This is a genomic window from Streptomyces sp. NPDC058469, from assembly GCF_042721125.1.
GTDB lineage: Bacteria > Actinomycetota > Actinomycetes > Streptomycetales > Streptomycetaceae > Streptomyces.
This window is the reverse complement of sequence record NZ_JBHXME010000091.1, coordinates 15,951-35,482: the sequence shown is the minus strand read 5'-3', so window position 1 is coordinate 35,482 and position 19,532 is coordinate 15,951. Positions and strand designations below refer to the sequence as shown.

At 69.1% G+C, this 19,532-nt stretch carries 16 protein-coding genes and 1 pseudogene; 8 read left to right on the top strand and 9 right to left on the bottom strand.

Annotated elements, in window-relative coordinates; genetic code table 11:
• Nucleotides 1-178 precede the first annotated feature (178 nt).
• From ACFWP5_RS31845 to ACFWP5_RS31835, 3 genes and pseudogenes are all read left to right on the top strand, one after another.
• On the top strand, nt 179-1,279 hold the full coding sequence (locus tag ACFWP5_RS31845; protein ID WP_384164270.1) for an ADP-ribosylglycohydrolase family protein: 1,101 nt from the start codon (nt 179-181) through the stop codon (nt 1,277-1,279).
• Nucleotides 1,280-1,314: 35 nt separating this feature from the next.
• The gene (locus ACFWP5_RS31840; RefSeq protein ID WP_384164241.1) at nt 1,315-1,989 is read left to right on the top strand and encodes a toxin glutamine deamidase domain-containing protein; all 675 of its coding nucleotides are present in this window, start codon (nt 1,315-1,317) and stop codon (nt 1,987-1,989) included.
• Nucleotides 1,990-2,001: 12 nt separating this feature from the next.
• A pseudogene (locus ACFWP5_RS31835) lies at nt 2,002-2,145 on the top strand (response regulator transcription factor); the annotation flags it as partial.
• On the opposite strand, the gene ACFWP5_RS31830 reads toward ACFWP5_RS31835, so the two are convergent.
• Nucleotides 2,109-3,176: an FUSC family protein gene (locus tag ACFWP5_RS31830; protein WP_384164238.1), complete on the bottom strand. Its 1,068-nt coding sequence runs from the start codon at nt 3,174-3,176 to the stop codon at nt 2,109-2,111. The pseudogene ACFWP5_RS31835 and the gene ACFWP5_RS31830 sit on opposite strands and share 37 nt — an antisense overlap.
• Nucleotides 3,177-3,238: 62 nt before the next feature.
• Between ACFWP5_RS31830 and ACFWP5_RS31825 the strand changes: the two genes are divergently transcribed.
• Both ACFWP5_RS31825 and ACFWP5_RS31820 read left to right on the top strand, forming a co-directional pair.
• A complete protein-coding gene (locus ACFWP5_RS31825) occupies nt 3,239-3,706 on the top strand; it encodes a MarR family winged helix-turn-helix transcriptional regulator (protein ID WP_384164235.1) in 468 nt (155 codons plus the stop codon).
• A 63-nt stretch (nt 3,707-3,769) separates the two neighbouring features.
• Entirely contained in the window at nt 3,770-3,991 is a 222-nt protein-coding gene (locus ACFWP5_RS31820) for a hypothetical protein (protein ID WP_384164232.1), read from the top strand.
• Nucleotides 3,992-4,006: 15 nt separating this feature from the next.
• Here the strand turns inward: ACFWP5_RS31820 and ACFWP5_RS31815 are convergent, their stop codons facing one another.
• The 6 genes from ACFWP5_RS31815 to ACFWP5_RS31790 form a co-directional block, all read right to left on the bottom strand.
• Complete coding sequence (locus ACFWP5_RS31815; protein ID WP_384164229.1) at nt 4,007-5,362, bottom strand: hypothetical protein; 1,356 nt, start codon at nt 5,360-5,362, stop codon at nt 4,007-4,009.
• 41 nt (nt 5,363-5,403) lie between these two features.
• Entirely contained in the window at nt 5,404-6,012 is a 609-nt protein-coding gene (vanX, locus tag ACFWP5_RS31810) for a D-Ala-D-Ala dipeptidase VanX (RefSeq protein ID WP_384164226.1), read from the bottom strand.
• The gene (vanA-Sc, locus tag ACFWP5_RS31805; RefSeq protein ID WP_384164223.1) at nt 6,009-7,058 is read right to left on the bottom strand and encodes a D-alanine--(R)-lactate ligase VanA-Sc; all 1,050 of its coding nucleotides are present in this window, start codon (nt 7,056-7,058) and stop codon (nt 6,009-6,011) included. The genes vanX and vanA-Sc overlap by 4 nt, the downstream gene beginning before the upstream one ends.
• Nucleotides 7,051-8,013 carry a D-isomer specific 2-hydroxyacid dehydrogenase family protein gene (locus tag ACFWP5_RS31800; RefSeq protein WP_384164267.1) on the bottom strand — a complete coding sequence of 321 codons (963 nt, stop codon included), beginning with the start codon at nt 8,011-8,013 and terminating at the stop codon, nt 7,051-7,053. Before ACFWP5_RS31800 ends, vanA-Sc begins: the two co-directional genes overlap by 8 nt.
• A 4-nt stretch (nt 8,014-8,017) precedes the next feature.
• Nucleotides 8,018-9,250 carry a lipid II:glycine glycyltransferase FemX gene (locus ACFWP5_RS31795; protein WP_384164220.1) on the bottom strand — a complete coding sequence of 411 codons (1,233 nt, stop codon included), beginning with the start codon at nt 9,248-9,250 and terminating at the stop codon, nt 8,018-8,020.
• Between the two features lie 78 nt (nt 9,251-9,328).
• A complete protein-coding gene (locus ACFWP5_RS31790) occupies nt 9,329-10,492 on the bottom strand; it encodes an endonuclease/exonuclease/phosphatase family protein (protein WP_384164265.1) in 1,164 nt (387 codons plus the stop codon).
• Nucleotides 10,493-10,721: 229 nt separating this feature from the next.
• Here ACFWP5_RS31790 and ACFWP5_RS31785 point away from each other — a divergent pair, with 229 nt between their 5' ends.
• Nucleotides 10,722-11,417: a response regulator transcription factor gene (locus tag ACFWP5_RS31785; protein ID WP_384164217.1), complete on the top strand. Its 696-nt coding sequence runs from the start codon at nt 10,722-10,724 to the stop codon at nt 11,415-11,417.
• Nucleotides 11,410-12,504, top strand: coding sequence for a sensor histidine kinase (locus ACFWP5_RS31780; protein WP_384164214.1), 1,095 nt, complete (start codon nt 11,410-11,412; stop codon nt 12,502-12,504). The genes ACFWP5_RS31785 and ACFWP5_RS31780 overlap by 8 nt, the downstream gene beginning before the upstream one ends.
• Before the next feature lie 60 nt (nt 12,505-12,564).
• On the opposite strand, the gene ACFWP5_RS31775 is transcribed toward ACFWP5_RS31780, so the two are convergent.
• A complete protein-coding gene (locus ACFWP5_RS31775) occupies nt 12,565-15,591 on the bottom strand; it encodes a glycoside hydrolase family 3 N-terminal domain-containing protein (protein ID WP_384164211.1) in 3,027 nt (1,008 codons plus the stop codon).
• 134 nt (nt 15,592-15,725) lie between these two features.
• Between ACFWP5_RS31775 and ACFWP5_RS31770 the strand changes: the two genes are divergently transcribed.
• Nucleotides 15,726-17,594: a ricin-type beta-trefoil lectin domain protein gene (locus ACFWP5_RS31770; protein WP_384164208.1), complete on the top strand. Its 1,869-nt coding sequence runs from the start codon at nt 15,726-15,728 to the stop codon at nt 17,592-17,594.
• Between the two features lie 158 nt (nt 17,595-17,752).
• Here the strand turns inward: ACFWP5_RS31770 and cimA are convergent, their stop codons facing one another.
• Nucleotides 17,753-19,357: a citramalate synthase gene (cimA, locus tag ACFWP5_RS31765; protein WP_384164205.1), complete on the bottom strand. Its 1,605-nt coding sequence runs from the start codon at nt 19,355-19,357 to the stop codon at nt 17,753-17,755.
• Between the last annotated feature and the right edge of the window lie 175 nt (nt 19,358-19,532).

The window sequence follows — 19,532 nt, the reverse complement described above, 5'->3', positions numbered from 1 at the left end:
GGGTGCCGTGTGGGGCAGACGGCTTGTGGCGGCCAGGGCCCGCGGGCTCACGCCGTCCCAGGCGGTGACCGAGCTTGTCGAGCAGTGGCCTTCCTCCAGCTCATCGCACATTGTCGAGGGTTCCCTCGCCGAGGCCACGAGCTTGCAGGCACTCAAGGAACTCGCCGGCCACCCCCGTGTGGAACGCGTCAGAAAGGCCGCCGCCGCCTCCCTCTTCGGTCTGGCCATCGGTGACGCCATGGGCTACCCCACCGAGTTCCTGAACCTGGCGCAGATCACCGCGAAGTTCGGTCCGTGGCGCGAGATGGGCCTACCACTTTCGGAAGGTGACATCGTCCGGGTCAGCGACGACACGCAGATGGCCCTGGCCGTCGGCGAAGCACTGCTGGAAGCGAGCGCCGGTGCCCCCGCCTCCGGTACCCCCGCCCCCGGAACCCGACGGATCCGAGGGACCCGAGACGCGGCCGCAGCCGCTACGGCCCTCACCCCGGCCACGGTCGAAGCCGCCCTGCGCAAGCACTTCGTGGCCTGGCTGCACGACCCGGACAACAACCGCGCCCCCGGCCAGACCTGCCTCACCGCCTGCACCAACCTGGAACGCGGCCTGCGTTGGCAGGACGCCACCGTCCTCGGCTCCAAGGGCTGCGGCGCCAACATGCGCGTCACACCGGTCGCCCTCATCCCCGGCCTGAGCGCCGAACAGCGGGCAGGAATCGCCCAGTTGCAGGCGGCCCTGACCCACGGCCACCCCACCGCGCTGGCGGCGAGCGACCTCACCGCCCACGCCACCTGGCTCCTGGCACACAACTGCCCCATCGCCGAACTCCTCCCCCGCCTCCGCGCCTACGCGCAGGAGTCCCGCCACACTTACCACGCCGACTGGCTGGGCGACCTGTACGCCAAGGCGGGCGCCCCCGACCCGGCGGCGTTCATCGCCTTCGGGTGGGACGAGTGCCTGCGCGCCCTGGACACCGCGGCCACCGCCCTGCGCGCCAAGGACTCGGAGCTGGACCCGTCCGAGGTGGTCGGCGCCGGCTGGGTCGCCGAGGAGGCCCTCGCCACGGCCCTGTACTGCTTCCTGGTCGTCGGCGGCCACGCACGCGCATCGGTCATGCGCGCCTCCCACTCGTCCGGCGACTCCGACTCGATCGCGGCCCTGGCGGGAGCCTTCGCCGGGGCCAAGCACGGCCTCCTCTACTGGGTGCCGGAGTGGCGCGAGGCCCTGGAGTACAAGGACCGGATCACGGCGCTGGCCGCCGTATGGGACGACGCGGCCTGACGCGCGAAGGACGGACGACGGACAGAGGCAGACAGATGACGGTCGCCGTCACGGACCCCACCCAGCGGGCAACGGCATGGCTCGACGCGCTCTACGGCGGGCTGGTCGAACTCGCCGTGCCGCACCCCGTGCACGAGACGAGCACGTCCTGGTTGATGGCCTGCCGCACCCTGAACCAGCCCGGCTTCCCTCGCACACCGATGCTGGCGGCCTCCGTCGTGGTCCCCAAGATCGGCGGCTTCCCCTTCCACCCGGCATCGAGCGCGCCTTTCGCGGACCTGGAACCGGTGTCGCCGGAGGAGGCCGCTCGCCGGGTCACCGGCCAGAACCGCAGAATCAACGCCCGCGGCTGTGTCACCTCCGTCCACACCATGGTCGAAGGCAACCCGTCGGTCGCCCTGCCCTGGCAGCCGGCTCACGAGGCGCCCGGCTGGTGGAGCCGGCTGAATCGCCGCTACTTCCCGCGCTTCGAGCACGTACCCGTGAACGACTGGAGCGACATCGTCCGGGCCGTCCGGGGGCCGGGGCCGGGCACGCGCGGCGTGGTCTGGGTACGGCGAGAGGCCGGCGGGCAGGAGGTGACCGGGAACCTGATCCACGTGCACAACAACCGGGGGCAGGCAGTCTTCCTGGACGGGATCACCGCGGCCCTGGCCCGGCTCGACACGGAATCGGTGCGCGAACTGGTCCTCGTACGAGACTTGCCCTGACCCGCCCGCGTCGACCTCGCCGAGCGGCTGCGCGTGGGCGAGGAGACGGTGAGGACACACGTCAGCCGGATCCTGTCCAAACTGGGGCTGCGCGAGCGTACGCAGGCCGTGGTGACGGCCTACGAGACGGGGCTCGTCGTGCCGTGGACGAACTGACGGCGGGCGCGCGGCACGGGCAGCAGCCACCATGCCGCCGCCACCGACAACACCGCCCCGACCGCGATCCCTTCGAGCCGGGTGGGCAGCAGGCTCAGGGCGTCCTGGCCGAAGTAGCCGAGGAGGAGGGAGAGGGCGCAGGTCATTCCGGCAGCCCAGTAGGCGTAGTTGAGGGGCCGCAGCCACAACGCCACCGTGAGGACGCCGAACATCAGCGCCACGGAGACGTCGCCGGTGAAGCCGATCGCCGCGACGCCCGCGGCCAGCAGGGTGCCGACCGTGGCTCCGGCGAGGCGCTCGATTCCCTTGCGCAGTACGTCGGTTCGGCCGTGGTTGCCGCTGGCGGCGACGTACGCGGTGAGGACGACCCACGGCCAGTGGTCGTCGAAGAGGAGATGACCGAGGACGAAGGCGGCGGCGATACCGGCCGCCATCTGGAGGGCCATGCGGGTGCTGGGGCGGGGGTGGAGGCGGGAGCGGCGCGGTGGTTGTTCGGGGGCGGGTTCCGCACGCCAGTGGCGGGGCCCGAACCGGTCCCCCACCCCTTGCACCAACCACACCCCGCCGCACGCCACCGCCCCGACCAACGCCGCCCAGCCCCAAGTCACCAGCCCGCCCTGCGACTTGGGCGGCAGCGCGGGGCCGGGGACGACGAGGAGCGCCACGAGCGGGAGGGCGAGCAGAGTGCCGGCCTTGGTGGCGGCCGGGCCGTAGCGACGGATCCAGATGGCCAGCGCCATGCCCGCCGTGAAGACGGCGGCGCCGAGCGTGTAGTGGGAGGCGAGCAGCCTGCCGACGAAGATCGAGGCGCCGGCCGTGACGGGCAGCAGGACGAGCGCGGTGAGCCGGCGGCGGGTGTCGGCGGTGCGCTGGGAGCGGGCCAGGGTGAAGGACAGGGCGACCGCGAGGACGAGCACGTCGGTGTGGAGTCCGGCGGCACCCTCCAGCCAGAGGGCGACGCCCCAGCAGAGCAGCACGGCGGCCATCGTCAGGGCCGCTTCGTACGCGTTGCTTATTAGTTTTGCGGTCACTATCGCGATGATAGCGGGGTTATTGGGCTTTGAATAGTAAGACTGCGCGTACTATATCTGTCATGGATCATCTCTCCGAGGCCGCCCGCATCCGTCGTGGCGTCGTACGGCTGAACCGGCGGCTGCGGCAGGAGCGCGGCAACGAGGCCGGGCTCAGCCCGAACCAGCTGATCGTCCTCGGGCACCTGCACCGGCACGGGTCGGCCACCCCCGGCGAGGTCGCGGTGGCCGAGCGGCAGCGCCCGCAGTCCCTCACCCGCGTCTTCGCCGAACTGGAGACGGAGGGGCTGATCGCACGCGAGCCCGGCACCGTGGACCGGCGCCAGTCCGTCCTCACGCTGACGGCGAAGGGGCGGCACGCGCTGGACCGGGACATGGTCGAGCGGGATGTGTGGTTGGCGGGGGCGTTGGCGTCGCTGAGTGCTACGGAGCGGGGGGTGCTGGAGCTGGCGGGGGCGTTGATGGAACGGCTGGCGGATGCGGCCGCGGAGGAGACGGGGGAGGAGACCGGGGAGGCTGGAAAAGCCTGAGGGGGCAGAGTTCAGGCATCGAGGGATGATCGGCCTGTTCCCCTGTCCATTGACCCCCACCCGTTGAACGTCTCCGAGCGAGCCGTGCTGGAACACATCCTCTCGGCCGACTTCTCCGGTGCCGCCGAGTTGTACGGCCAGCTGGATCGGACGGAGGTCGTGGGCGTCTGGGCGGCCGGATCCGTGAGCGTCGACCTGCGGGTCAAGGAGCCGGTGCACCATGCGGCCATGGCAACCGAGTTGGTGCCCGTCGACCAAGTACAAGTGCGGGTCGCTGCGCGCTGACCGCCCCGATCGGGTTCAGAAGCCTCCGCCGAAGTCCCCTCCGCCGCCACCGTCCCCGCCGCCCCCGAAGTCCCCTCCCCCGCCGTCGCCGAAGCCCCCGCCGAAGTCGTTGGGGTCGAAGTTCGCGCCGGAGACGTCGCCGCCGTCGTAGCCGCCGCTGCCGAAGTCGCCGTAGCCCGTGCCGTAGTCGGAGGCGTAGGACGGGGCGGACATCATGCTGCCGAGGACCGTGCCGACGAGGAGTCCGGGGAGGAGGCCGCCGCCGAAGTAGCCGCCTGCCCAGGGGCCGTAGGCCGGGCCGGCGTCCCAGTACGGGCGGCGGCCGTAGTCCGTGTCGACCTCGCGGATCATCGGGTCCTGGCCGTCGGCGAGGCGGGCCTGGTCGGCCGCGCAGACCGGGACCTCGCGGGGTGCGCCGCCGGACGGGGTCCAGGTGGCGTCGGCGACCGAGGGGCCGTGGCGCGGGTCGAAGAAGCAGGGGGCGCGGCGCTCGGGCAGGGGGCGGCCCTCGCGGCGGGCGGCGAGTTGGGCGAGCGAGAAGCGGCCGTCCTCCAGGGCCTGGGTGACCGACCGGACGTCCTCGGGTTTCGTGGCCGCCGCCATGTACGACTTCGCCTGTTCGTAGGCGTCGAGGGCCCGTTCGTAGTCCGCGCGCATCGCGTCGTCGGCGCCGGGCTCCGCCGGGTGGAATTCGAGGCGGTCCAGTTCCTCGCCGAAGGCCGTGATGTCCTCGTCGACCACCACCCGCAGCTTGTCCAGCGCCGCGCGCTGCTCCTCCTGCCTGCGGCGGCGGCTGCGGCGTACGAGGGTGTACGCCCCCGCGCCGCCGGCCACCAGCACCCCGCCCGCGACGATCAGCGCTGTTCCGGAGACTCCCCCGCCGTTGTCCGAGGAGCCGCCCCAGGACGCCGGCGCCGAGCCGCCCATGCCGGCGAGGGCTCGGTCGGTGAAGTCGGCGAGCTGGGTCTTCGCGTCCTCGCCCTGCACGCTGCTGACCAGGTTCTTCACGGCGGCGTTCGACAGGACGGAGGAGTCCGCACGGGCGTCGAAACGGTCGCCGAGGCGGATCGCGTAGAGGTCGGTGACGCCGGTGGCGGTGCGGAGGTTCGTGAAGAGCTTCGCCGTCGGGTAGTCGGCGGGGAGGACCGTGATGAACACCGGCTTGTCCGCCTTCTTGATCCGCTGCGCGAGCGCGTCGGCGGACGACAGCCCGGAAGCCGCCGGGTCGACGTAGACGGGACCCTTGCGCAGGGCCTGCCCGATCGTCGAGACGCCGGTGTCCGCGGCGGCCGGGGACGCCATGGTCAGGGCGGCGAGCAGCAGGGCCAGCAGCAGCCCCGGGAGGCTTCGGGTCCGAATCACAGCCTTCATGATTCGACGCTACCCGACACCGGCTCCTCAGGCCGGATCGGTTACGTGATGGGAAAGTCGAAATAGGTGTCCGGATGCGGTTCTGATTTCAGTACGTAATGCCACCACTCGTTGTCATATGCGCTGAAACCGCAGGAATCCATGAGGGAGCGCAGATGGTGACGGTTTTCCGTCTCCGCATACGTGATCCCTTTCGCTCCATGGTGCGAGATGGAATCCATCAGGTCATGATGGCCACCCATGGGAGCCAGTTCACCGTTATCCAGGTGATACAGCGTCAAGTCAACCGTGCCGCCCCGGCTGTGGCCCGATCTGGCGGCCACGTACCCCTTCTCGAACATGGCGGCTCTGTCGATGTTCGGATAGTGGCGCGGCTTGGTCCGGTCGTCCTCGGGGCCGCGTGACCAGCGCAGGAAGCAATCCACGGCGCGTTGGGGGCGGTAGCCGTCCCAGAGGAGCAGGCCGAAGCCCAGGGTTTCGGCCTTTTCCTGCGCCTCTTCCAGGGCCGCGCACAAAGCCCTCGTACCGACAATGCGATTGGCCAGGTATCCGTCCACCGGTCTGCCGGTGAAGTTGTCCCAGGTGGCGTACTTGGCGTCCCAGCGTATTCCGGGTATGTGCTCGTCCACGAAGACGAAGTCGTCCTTCATCGGATTTTCCCCGCCAACTCCAATGCCGATGACACCAGTCGGTCGATCACCTCGGCGAGCGGCAGTCCCGCGGCTGCCATCATTCTCGGATAACGGCTGTACGAGGTCATTCCGGGCAGGGTGTTGACCTCGTTGAGGACCACTTCCCCGTCGCCCTTGAGGAACATGTCCACGCGTGCGAGTCCCCCGCATCCCAGGGCCCGGTACACCGCCTTCGCCGTCTCCTGGACGCGCGTGCGCGACTCCTCCGGGATATCGGCGGGGACGATCGCCGTCGAGTTCTCGGAACCGGTCTCGGGTTCGTCCTCCTGATGGATCCGGAAGAGTCCGTGGGACAGGGCGATGCGATCCACTTCGCCCACGACCACGTCCGGTTCGTTCCCCAGGACGGCGCAGCCGATCTCGCTGCCGACGACGGCCTCTTCGATCAGCACCTTCGAGTCGTACTGCCGCGCGAGGTCCACCGCACTGGGGAGTTCCCCTTTCCGGGACACCTTGCTGACCCCGAACGACGAACCCGAACGGGCCGGCTTCACGAAGACGGGATAGGTGAGCCGGTCGGGGTCGATGTCGTCCTCCTTGCCCGTGACGGTCCAGAAACTCGGTGTGGCGATACCCGCGCTTCCGGCGACGACGTAGGCGAGGGACTTGTCCATGCAGACGGCGGAACTCTGGACATCGCAGCCGACGTAGGGGATGCCGGAGAGCTCCAACAGGCCCTGTATCGCGCCGTCTTCGCCGAGCGTGCCGTGCAGGACGGGCAGTACGACGTCCACGCCGATCGTCTCGTATCGCCCCTGCTCCAGGACGAGCAGCCCGCGGACGCCCCTGTCCGGTGACAGCACGGCCGGACGGCACCGGCCATTTTCCCAGTCCGGGCCGGGCCCGTCGCAGAGCTTCCAGGCACCGCTCTTCGTGATCCCGATATAGAACGGTTCGTACTTCGCGGTGTCGAGATTCCGCGCGACCTCTTGCGCGGACTTGACAGAGACAGGGTGTTCTTCGGAGCACCCGCCGAACAGGATCGCGATCTTCAACCTAGCCATGCTGATCCCCGCTTTCGAATGCCAGACAGTTGGTGAGGGAGTTTTCGACCGTGTCCCTCAGGGCGTGGTCCGTGTAATAGGCGGTGTGCGGACTGATGAGCACGTTCGGCAACTCGTGCAGCCGCAACAACGTCTTGTTGTCGATGGGTTTGTTTCTGCGGTCGGCGTAGAAGATCCCTTCCTCTCCTTCGAGGACGTCCAGCGCCGCACCGCCCAACCGGCCGCTTTCCAGTGCCGCGGCAAGGGCCTCGGTGTCGAGCAGCGGACCGCGTCCGGTGTTGATGACGAACGCGCCGTATTTCATCCGCTCGATGCGTCGGCGGTCGAGGAGATGGCGCGTGTCCGCGGTGAGCGGTGCGTGGAGCGTCACGATGTCGCTCCGCCGCAGCAACTCGTCGAGCGGGACGTGGTCGGCGACCGTCTTGGGACGGCTGTCATGGGCCAGGACGCGACCGCCGAAACCCCGCAGCCTGGCCACAACAGCCGTACCGATACGCCCTGTTCCGACGACGCCGACGGTCAGGTCGCGCAGTTCCCTGCCGCGCACCCGGTTCAGCCTGTAGTCGTGCGCGTCCGTGCGGCGGACCGTGGATCTCGCGTTCCGTATCGCCATCAGCATCAACATCACCGTGTAGTCGGCCACGCTGTCGGGTGAATAGGCGATGTTCTCGACAGTTATACCGACACGGTTCGCGTAGTCCACGTCGATGTGGTTACGGCCGATGCTCCTCGTGGAGATGTACGCCACGCAGGCTCGACTGAGCGCGAGAAGAACGGAGTTCGTGATCGGCGTTTTGTGGCTGACGCTGACACACCTGTTTCCGGAGGCCAGTTGAGTGTTCGCTTCGGATACCGGCGCCTGGGTGATGGTCGGGACGACACCGAAGCGGGGTGCCAACTCCCGGAACATTGCGGCCTCGTCCTGTCCGCAGCCATAAATCGTGATGCCCGTCATTCGTTCAGTCAAGGTGATGTGGTGTTGCCCGCGCGTATGCCGTTTTCGATACGTCGGCGATATGTGCCCGGCGCCTCATATAGAGGTCGAACGCCCGGTAGACCAACGGCCGCAGCGGCAAGTCCCACTCCCCGACGTACCGCACCGCCTGACCCCCGGTACCGACCTTGAACCGGACCAGCCCGACGTGCGGGTCGTCCGCGTCGAGGGTGGGGGTGATGCCGCGCAGGTCGTAGACGTCGCAGCCGGCTGCCGACGCGTCGCGGATCATCGCCCACTGGCAGGCGTTGGAGCCGCGTACCTCGCGCTTCTCGGTGGAGGAGGCGCCGTAGGAGTACCAGGCGTGGGCGCCGACGCGGACCAGGATCGTGGCGGCGACCAAGTCGCCCTGGTGGTGGGCCAGATAGAGCTTGATCCGGTCGGGGTCCTCGGCGCTCAGTGCCGCGAACATGGTCTCGAAGTAGCGCAGCGGGCGGGGTGTGAAGTGGTCGCGCTCGGCGGTGTGGACGTAGAGGTCGTGGAACACCTTCAGGTCCCGACCGAGCGTGTCCTCGACCTGGGCCCCGGCCGCAACCCCGGCCATGCCCCCGACCGTGACCTCGACCCCCTCCTTGGCCGCCTTCTTGATGTTGCGCCGCCAGAGCTGGTTCATGCCCTTGAGGAGGTCGTCCTCGGTTCGGCCGGCCAGGGGGATCTCGTACTTGAACTGCGGGTGCCCGACGCCGAAGCCGTCCGCCGGGCTCTGCGGCAGCCAGCCGGCGTCCCTGAGTCGGCCCGTCACGCGGGCGCCGACCGGGTCGAGCCACTGGGCGGACAGCTCCGTGAGTCGCCGGACGCCCGAATCTGCGAGGCCCTCCTTGACCTGGGCCGCGCTCCAGATGTTCGTGCACACCGGCGGCCCGAGCCGTATCGCGAACGCGCCGTGCCTCTTGAGATACGTCGCCAACGGGTCGAGCCACGCGTCGATCTCGCCGGTCCAGTCGATGACCGGGCCCTCGGGGAGGTAAGCCAGCGTGAAACGGTCGAGCTTCGGCACCGGGCGGTGCAACACGAGCCCGGCACCGACCAGTTGACGCCCGTCGTACCAACCGAGGGACTCGCTGCGCCACTCGGTCTTGACGCGGCCCCACGCCGGGGTCTGCAGAAAACTGACCGACCGCTGCATCCGCACGAACGCCAGGTGCTCGGCGGCGCCGATCGGGCCAACGGTCAGACTCACTGGTTCACTGAAGGACATGTCTTCAGTCAAGGCAGCGCGGTGTTGCCGACGCGTATGCGGTTTTGAATACGCGCGCGATATGTGACCGACCGTCGCTCACCAACTGATCCGGGCCGCCACCGGCAAGTGATCGCTACCGGTCTCAGGCAGCACCCACGAACTCCGCGGCCGCACCCCCCGTACCAGAATCTGGTCGATGCGTGCGATCGGGAAGGACGCCGGCCAGGTGAAGCCGAAGCCGTTCCCGGCCGTTTCCTGGGCCGAGCTCAGCCGCGAGGTGAGGCCGTGGAACGCGCGGTCGTCCGTGGTGCCGTTGAGGTCACCGAGCACTACGACCCGCTTGTTCGGCTCGGCGGCGATCACCTTGGCCAGCGCGCGTGCGCCGAAGTCCCGCGAGTCCGTCCAGAATCCGTTCCTGGGCATGACCCGCACGGACCCCAGGTGCGCCACGTACACCGCCAGCGGCCCGTGGTCCGTGGCCACCGTGGTGCGCAGCGCCCGGATCTCGTCCTCCGCCTCCGAGTCGGCCGGCCGGGTCTTCGCCAGCGGCCCGACATCGCCCCGTACGACATTGACCGGCCGGGTGTCCGACAGCGGCAGCTTGCTCCACAGCCCCACCGTGCCCTGCACCGCGTGGTACGGGTACACCTTCGCCAGCCCCTTCTCGTACGTCCCCCGGGCCTGCTCGGTCAGCTCCTCCAGCGCGAGCAAGTCCGCGCCGGAGACGGCCAGTTCGCGGGCGGTACCGGCCGGGTCGGGGTTGCCGGCGCCGACGTTGTGACTGACCACGGTGAGGTCGCCGCCCGGGTGGGACTTGTCGGTGAGCAGCCCGCCGAAGAGGCTCAGCCACACCGTGACCGGCAGCACCAGCGCGACCACCGCGGCGGCGGACCGGCGCCACAACGCTCCGGCCAGCAGCACCGGCATGAACACGCCGAACCACGGCAGGAGGTTCTCCACCAGACTGCCGATGCCGTCGACGTTCGGGACCTGGGCGTGCAGCAGCATGACCAGTCCGAGCAACAGGGCCAACGCCGCGAGCACCGGACCACGCTTCCAGGGCCCCGGCCGGGAGCCACTGCGGATCACCCGACGGACCCGCGCACGCCAGTCCCCGGCGCCGGCGCCGGCGCCCGCGCAGCCCTGTCCGGCGTCCGAGCGATCGACACCACCCGGTCCGGTCTCCGAGCGATCGACACCATCCGGACCGGTCCCCGAGCGATCGACACCGCCCGGTCCGGCCCCCGCCGCGCCCGCCATGGCCGCCACACCCGCCGTATACACCGCGCCCGCCACACCCGCCGTATACACCGCGTCCGCCACGCCCGCCGTATCCACCCCGTCAGCTGCCTCCGCCGCATCCACCCGCGCCATCGCCCGTCCTCGCTCGCTGCCGTTCACTTCCGCATCCTCGGGCAGCCCGGTGTTGCCGGCGCGTATGGGGTTTTCGATACGCGGACGATATGTACCGACTCCTAGCATTGAACCCATGCGTGTGCTGATCGTCGAGGACGAGCCCTATCTGGCAGAAGCCATCCGCGACGGCCTGCGCCTGGCGGCGATCGCGGCCGACATCGCCGGTGACGGGAACACCGCTCTGGAGCTGCTGAGCGTCAACAGCTACGACATCGCCGTCCTGGACCGCGACATCCCCGGCCCCTCCGGCGACGAGGTCGCCCGCCGCATCGTCGCTTCCGGCAGCGGCATGCCGATCCTCATGCTCACCGCCGCCGACCGTCTCGACGACAAGACCACCGGGTTCGAACTCGGCGCCGACGACTACCTCACGAAGCCTTTCGAACTCCAGGAACTCACGCTCCGGCTCCGGGCACTCGACCGCAGGCGCGCCCACAACAGGCCCCCCGTGCGGGAGATCGCGGGCCTGCGCGTCGACCCGTTCCGCAGAGAGGTCTACCGGGACGGCCGCTATGTCGCGCTGACCAGGAAGCAGTTCGCCGTGCTCGACGTGCTCGTCGCCGCCGAGGGCGGTGTCGTCAGCGCCGAGGATCTGCTGGAGCGGGCGTGGGACGAGAACGCCGACCCGTTCACCAACGCCGTGCGCATCACCGTCTCGGCACTGCGCAAGCGGCTCGGCGAACCCTGGATCATCACCACCGAGCCGGGCGTCGGCTACCGCATCGACACTCAGCCGGCGGCCGGACACCAGGGAGAAGACCGTGGATAGGCCACCCGGGTTGAGCGTTCGCCTCAAACTCACCCTCAGCTACGCCGGATTCCTCATGGTGGCCGGTGCCCTGCTGCTCGCGGCGGTGTGGGTGTTCCTCCTGCGTTATGTCCCCGACCGCGCGATGCTCATCAACCCCGACGACCAGCCCACGCATGGTGTTTTTCCCATCCGGTCCGCCCTCCTGGACGTCTTCGCTCCGCGGGCAGCCGCGGTACTGGCGTTCCTGCTGGTGTTCGGCCTCGTGGGAGGGTGGATCCTCGCCGGCCACATGCTCACCCCCCTGACCCGGATCACCTACGCCACCCGCATGGCCACGACCGGATCGCTCTCCCACCGGATCCGGCTACCGGGCCGCAAGGACGAGTTCCGCGAACTCGCCGACGCCTTCGACACGATGTTCGCGCAGCTCGAAGCACACGTCGCCGAACAGCGGAGATTCGCGGCCAACGCCTCGCACGAGTTGCGCACCCCGCTGGCGATCTCGAAAGCACTTCTCGACGTGGCCCGTACCGATCCGAACCACGACACCCGCGAACTCGTCGACCGCCTCCACGCTGTCAACACCCGGGCCATCGACCTCACCGAGGCGCTGCTCCTGCTCAGCCGCGCCGAGCGGCGGCCCTTCACCCGAGAACGAATCGACCTGTCCCTCCTGGCGGAAGAGGCCACCGAAACACTCCTCCCCCTCGCCGAAAAGCACGGCGTCACCATCGAGACCGGCGGCGACATCGCCCTCACGGGCGGATCGCAGCCGCTCCTGCTCCAACTGACCACGAACCTCGTGCAGAACGCGATCGTCCACAACCTGCCCGAGCAGGGCACCGTGTGGGTGACCACCGCCGTCCACCCCAAGTCCGTGATCCTCACGGTCGAGAACACCGGCGACCTGCTCACCCCCCACCAGGTCTCGACCCTCACCGAGCCCTTCCAGCGCGGCACCGAACGCCTCCACACCGACCACTCGGGAGTCGGCCTCGGCCTGGCGATCGTCAAAACCATCACCGGCGCACACGACGGCACCCTCGCCCTCACCCCGCGCACCGCCGGCGGCCTCCGCATCACCGTGGAACTACCCGCCAACTGACCGCACCCCCCACGCCGTTGAGGCCGCAGGGGGTGCGGGAACCACCGAACAGGGCAGGCCCTAGGCCGCCCGGTACGCCTCCTCCAACTTCTTCACGGCCGCCGCGTACTTCCCGGTCAGCAGCAGATGGTCCGCGTCGGCGAACGGCTTGGACACCGCCGCCGTGACGTTCTGCCCCACCTTCGCCTGCACGATCAGCCGCGCCTTGGTGACGAGCGCCTTCCCCGCCTCCGCCGCACGCGCCTTCTCCGCTACGGCCGCTGCCGCGCCGAGCGCCTTCAAGGTGGTCGCGCCACCCGTCGGCGCCTTCGTCAGCGTCGTCAGACCCCAGCCGTACGGGAACTGCGGATCGTACGACGTGTCGCCGACGTTGATCGGCAACTGGGACTCCGACTTCGGCCAGGTGACCGGGAGTTGACCGGTGAAGGACCGCTTTCCGTAGAGGACGTCGGCCACGCCGTCGCCCTCCGTGCCCGGCAGCCAGGAGGCCACCACGGCGTCGATCTTGGGGAGTTGGTCGCCGATGAGCTGCGGGCGCCCGGAGACGATCAGCACCGCGCACTTCATCGCCGCGCACACCTTGTCCACGGCTGCCTGGTCGGCCGGGGTGAGGGTCAGGTCGTTGCCGTTGCCGACGTCTCCGATGCCCTCGGCGTACGGGGTCTCGCCTACGACGACCACGCCCACGTCATAGCCACTCGTGGCGGCGGAGGCATCCTTGGAGTAGGTGACATTCCCGCCGGCGTTCTTCATGCCCTGGAGGATCGTCGTGCCGGTGGTGTTGGTGCCGGACGCGCCCTGCCAGGTGATGGTCCAGCCGCCGGTCTGGTTGCCCAGGTCGTCGGCGTTGGAACCGGCGACGTAGACCTTCTGCGACTTCTTCAGCGGCAGCACGCTGCCCGCGTTCTTCAGCAGCACCTGCGACTCGGCCGCCGCCTGCCGCGCCACGGCCCGGTGCGAAGTCGAGCCGATCTGGGCCGCGTTGCTCGTGTCGGCGTACGGCTTCTCGAAGAGGCCGAGCTTGAACTTCTGGGTGAGGATGCGCGATACGGCGTCGTCGATCCGCTTCTCGGTGACGTGACCCGCCTTCACCTCGGCGATGAGCGTCGAGCTGAAGTCCTTGTAGCTGTACGGGACCATCATCATGTCGACGCCCGCGTTGACCGCCGTGTCGACGTGCGAGGCGTAGTCGCCGGGGAGTTGGTCGATGGCGTTCCAGTCGCTGATGACGAAGCCGTCGAAGCCCATCCGGTTCTTGAGGACGCCGTTGATCATGTCGGCGCGGGCGTGCATCTTCACCGGGCCCAGGCCGTCGCCGACGATGTCGAGCGAGGAGTAGGACGGCATGACCGTGCCGATGCCCCGGTCCACCGCGGTCTGGTACGGCGCCAGGTGGATGGCCTCCAACTGCTGCCGGGTGACCGTGGTGACGCCCTGGTCGATGGTGTACGTGCCCGTCGTGGAGGAGCCGTACGCGGTGCCGCCGTCGCCGACGAAGTGCTTGGCGGTGGCGAGGACCTTGTCGTCGTCCTTCAACTGCTTGCCGTTCGCGGCGCCTTGGAGGCCCTGGATCATCGTCTCCATGGACTGCACGAGCGCCGGGTCCTCACCGAACGACTCGTAGGAGCGGCCCCAGCGTTCGTCACGGGTGACGCAGAGGCAGGGGGCGAAGTCCCACGGGACGCCGGTCGAGCGGACCTCACTGGCCGTCACCGTGCCTGTTTTCTCGGCGAGTTGGGGGTCGCGGGTGGCGCCGATGCCGATGTTGTGCGGCATGATCGTGGCGCCGGCCAGGTTGTTGTGACCGTGCACCGCGTCGACGCCGTAGATCAGCGGGATCTGGAACCGGGTCGCCTGCGCCCGGAGTTGGAACGAGTCGATCATCTTCGCCCAGGCCGCGGCCGTGTTGGGCGTGGGGGTCGAGCCGCCGCCGGAGAGCAGTGAGCCGAGGTCGTAGGTGGCGATGTCACCGCCGGTCCCCACGCCGCCGCGCTCGGCCTGGGTCATCTGCCCGGCCTTCTCCTCCAGCGACATGCGCTTCACGAGGTCGGCGACGCGCTTCTTGATCGGCAACTTGCTGTCCAGGTACGGCAGTCCGTGCGCGTCGATGACGACCTGCGGGGCCTCGGTCGGGGCCTTGGCGCCGGTGACCGTGAGCTTCAGCGGAATCGTCTCGGCGTTCTCGGCCGACTTCCCCTTGAGCGTGCGGACCTTGACGGTCTGGGTGGTGCCGGACGCGGTGCCCGCCGGGAAGGTGAGTGTGCCGGAGACCGGGGTGTAGTCCTTGCCGGAGGTGGCGGTACCGGTCGCGGTCGACTCGTAGGCGACGGTCACCGGGTCGTCCAGCGGGACGGCGCCGGTGGTGGCGACGGTGACCTTGACCGCGGCCGTACCGCCCTCCTTGACCGGGTAGACGGCCGAGTCGGTGGTGACGGAGGCGCGCAGGGACTGGTCGGCCTTGCCGTACAACTCGACGTCGTCCATGGCGAATTGGCCGTGCGGCACACCGACCGGGAGGGTGACCGCGTAGCCCCACATCTGGGTCAGGCCGAGGACGTGGTCGATGCCGCCGACGGGCTGGTAGTCCGTGCGGTAGACGAAGTTCGTGAACGGGATCTCGATCTGCTTCCAGCCCGTGAAGTCGTCCGTGAAGGACGTCGTCCACAGCTCGGAGGCCTCGCCGTTCGCGCCGCCGTCCTTGATCTCGAAGTTGGTCGCCTTGCCGGTGTTCTGGCCGTCCCACCAGAAGCGGATGCCCTGGTGGGCGGACCAGTCGTGGCCGGGCTCGGTCGCGGCGTAGTCGTGGGTGAAGCCGCCGTAGCCGCTGATGTCGTACGTCCCGCTGAGAACTTTCGCGCCCTCGGGGGCGTCCGGTCTCGCGGTCAGGGCGAGTTGGGGCGGGTCGTCGGTGTCACCGCCCCAGGTGAAGATGCCCTCGGCGGGCTGGCTCGCGAAGGGCACCTCGCCCTCGAAGCGGTCGACGGGGGTGGGGGCTGGGTCTGCGGCGGCTGCCGCCTGGGACACGGCGGCCGGTGACAGCAGCGCGGCGCACAGGGCGGTGGAAACGAGCAGGGCGGTTCTTGGCATGGACCTTCCCTCGGCTCTGGAGCTCTGGTTCACTCTGGGTTCGCACAGTTCACTCATGACTTAGATCACGCCGTGAGTTAACTAACGGCCCGCAGACCCGTCAAGACATCTCGTCAGGAAGGGCTAACGCATCCATGTCCAGGAGAACCCCCCGCACGGCCCGGCTGCTGCTCGCCGGACTGCTCTCCGTGGCCGGCTTCACCGCGGCCGTACCCCCCGCGCACGCGGCCGGTGAACAGGTCACGGCCTGGCTCACCACCACCGACGACACCGGCGGACGGCATGTCGTCCGCGGCCTCCAGGCCCAGACGCCGTTCGCCTTCCAGTCGGGCACCGGCGGCACGGGCGAGAACATCACCGTCGACGAGAACACCCGCTACCAGACGTTCACCGGGGGCGGCGCGTCCTTCACGGACACCGCGGCCTGGCTGATGAACAGCAGCGGCGCGCTGTCGGCGGCGACCCGGAACGCGACCATGCAGAAGCTGTTCTCGCCCACGGACGGGATCGGCCTGTCGTTCCTGCGCAACCCGATGGGCGCCTCGGACCTGGCCCGCTACGGGTACTCGTACGACGACGTGGCGTCCGGCCAGACCGACCCCAACCTCACCTCGTTCTCGATCGCGCACGACCTCGCGGACGTGGTGCCCCTGACCAAGCAGGCGCTCTCGCTCAACCCGTCTCTGACTGTCATGGCCTCGCCATGGACGGCACCGGCCTGGATGAAGGACAGCGGGTCGCTCAACGGCGGCTGGCTGAAGTCCGAGGACTACGCGGCCTACGCCAACTACTTCGTCAAGTACCTCCAGGCGTACAAGGATCAGGGCGTTCCGGTCTCGTACGTGACCGTCCAGAACGAGCCGACCTGCTGCTCCGGCTACCCGTCGATGAGCTGGAACGCGTCCGGGCTCGCCTACTTCACCAAGAGCGAGCTGCTGCCGAAGCTCAACGCGTCCGGCCTGACGACGAAGGTGCTGGCGCACGACTGGAACTGGGACGTGTACGACTCGTACGCGGCCCCGACCGTGGACGATGCGGCCGTCCGCTCCAACCCCAACTTCGGCGGGATCGCCTGGCACGGCTACGGCGGTGACATCGCCAAGCAGACCACCGTCCACAACCAGTACCCCACCCTCGACGCCTTCGGCACCGAGCACTCCGGCGGCACCTGGATCGCCAACCAGCAGCGCGAGGACATGAACAACATCATCGACTACACCCGCAACTGGGCGAAGTCGGTGACCAAGTGGTCGCTGGCCGTGGACCAGAACATGGGCCCGCACAACGGCGGTTGCGGAACCTGCACCGGGCTGGTCACCGTGCACAACGGCGACAGCGCGAGCGGGACCGTCGACTACACCATCGAGTACTACACGATGGGCCAGCTGACCAAGTTCGTACGGCCGGGCGCCCAGCGGATCGCCTCCACGGCGTCCACCAACGTGCCGAACGTGGCATGGCGCAATCCGGACGGTTCGAAGGCGCTGATCGCGTACAACGACGCCTCGACCGCGAAGACCGTCACCATCAACTGGGGTGGCCAGCACGCGACTTACTCTCTGCCGGGCAAGACGTCCGCGACGTTCACGTGGGCGGGCACGCAGGCCGGGGGCGGCAGCCAGACCGGCGCGTTCGTCGGCCTCGGGAGCAAGTGCCTCGACGTGGCCGGGGGTTCGGCCACCAACGGCACGGCCGTCCAGGTCTACGACTGCAACTCCTCGACCGCTCAGCAGTGGACCGTGGGGACCGATGGCACGGTGCGCTCGCTCGGCAAGTGCCTTGACGTGACGTCGGCTTCGACGGCTGACGGGGCGAAGGTGCAGCTCTACGACTGCAATGGAACCGCCGCGCAACAGTGGTCGTACAACGCGACCACCGGTGATGTGGTGAATACGGCGGCCAACAAGTGCCTTGATGTCACGGGCAATACGTCTACGAACGGGACTCGGGCGCAGATCTGGACGTGCACGGGGGCCGCCAACCAGAAGTGGCATCTGCAGTAGGTTTTCGCCCCCGCCGCCCCTACCCGTCCCATCCTTCTGGGGCTCCGCCCCAGGCCCCGCTCCTCAAACGCCGGAGGGGCTGAAAATCAGCCCCTCCGGTGCTCAACCGGACTGGATTTTCCTGGGCTGAGAATCAGCTCCTCCGGCGTTCGGCTCTCTTACTCCGCCGGCTCGACTCCCGCGCGCAGCAGGCCGTACGTGTACGCGTCCGCCAGGGCCTGCCAGGACGCGGCGATGACGTTTTCCGCGACGCCTACCGTCGACCACTCCGCCGAGCCGTCGGACGTGGCGATCAGGACGCGGGTCGTGGAGGACGTGCCGTGCTTGCCCTCCAGGATGCGGACCTTGTAGTCGACGAGCTCCAGCTTGGCGAGCTGGGGGTAGATCTTCTCCAGGGCGACGCGCAGGGCGCTGTCGAGGGCGTGGACCGGGCCGTTGCCTTCCGCCGTGGCGACGATGCGCTCGCCCTTCGCGAAGAGCTTGACCGTGGCCTCGTTGGCGTGGGTGCCGTCGGGGCGGTCCTCGACGATCGCGCGCCAGGACTCGACCTCGAAGTACGAGCGGGCCTTGCCCTCCGCTTCCGCGCGGAGGAGGAGTTCGAAGCTCGCGTCCGCCGCCTCATACGTGTAGCCCTTGAGCTCGCGCTCCTTGACCCGGCCGACGACCCGGCCGACCAGCTCGCGGTCGCCGCTGATGTCGACGCCGAGTTCCTTGCCCTTGAGCTCGATCGACGCGCGGCCCGCCATGTCGGAGACCAGCATCCGCATGGTGTTGCCGACCTGCTCGGGGTCGATGTGCTGGTACAGGTCCGGGTCGACCTTGATCGCGGAGGCGTGCAGTCCGGCCTTGTGCGCGAACGCCGAGACGCCGACGTACGGCTGATGCGTGGACGGGGTGAGGTTCACGACCTCGGCGATCGCGTGCGAGATCCGGGTCATCTCACGGAGCTTTCCGTCGGGCAGCACCTTCTTGCCGTACTTCAGCTCCAGAGCCGCTACGACGGGGAAGAGGTTGGCGTTGCCGACGCGCTCGCCGTAGCCGTTCGCCGTGCACTGGACGTGGGTCGCGCCCGCGTCGACGGCGGCGAGGGTGTTGGCGACCGCGCAGCCCGTGTCGTCCTGGGTGTGGATGCCGAGCCGGGCGCCGGTGTCGGCGAGGACCGTGGAGACGACCGCCTGGATCTGCGCCGGGAGCATCCCGCCGTTGGTGTCGCACAGGATCACGACGGACGCGCCGGCCTGGGACGCCGTACGGACGACGGCCTTGGCGTACTCGGGGTTGGCGCGGTAGCCGTCGAAGAAGTGCTCGCAGTCGACGAAGACGCGGCGGCCCTGGGCGGCCAAGTGGGAGACGGTGTCGCGGACCATCTCCAGGTTCTCGTCGAGGGTGGTGCGCAGGGCCAGTTCGACATGGCGGTCGTGCGACTTCGCGACGAGGCAGATGACCTCGGTTCCGGCCTCCAGGAGCGCCTTGACCTGCGGGTCCTCGCTCGCCTTCGCTCCCGCTCGCCGGGTGGCGCCGAACGCGACCAGCTGCGCGTGCTTGAAGTCGATCTCCTGCCGGGCGCGGGCGAAGAACTCGGTGTCGCGCGGGTTGGCACCCGGCCAGCCGCCCTCGATGAAGCCCACGCCGAAGTCGTCCAGGTGCCGTGCGATGGCCAGCTTGTCCGCGACGGTGAGGTTGATGCCCTCCCGCTGCGCGCCGTCACGCAGGGTCGTGTCGAAGACGTGGAACGAATCGTCGAGTTCGCTGGTTTCCGTCATGGTCTCTGGCTCCTGAGGATCTGAATCTCGGTCTGTACCGGAATGACCGGCTCCACCGTCCCTCAATGATCCCTCGCACTGTTTTCCCGGCTGCGGGTGGGCCAGAAAAGCGAAAAACCCCTCGCGGGTGCGAGAGGTCTGCGCGCGGGTCGAGTGACGACGGTGGCCGCCCGTA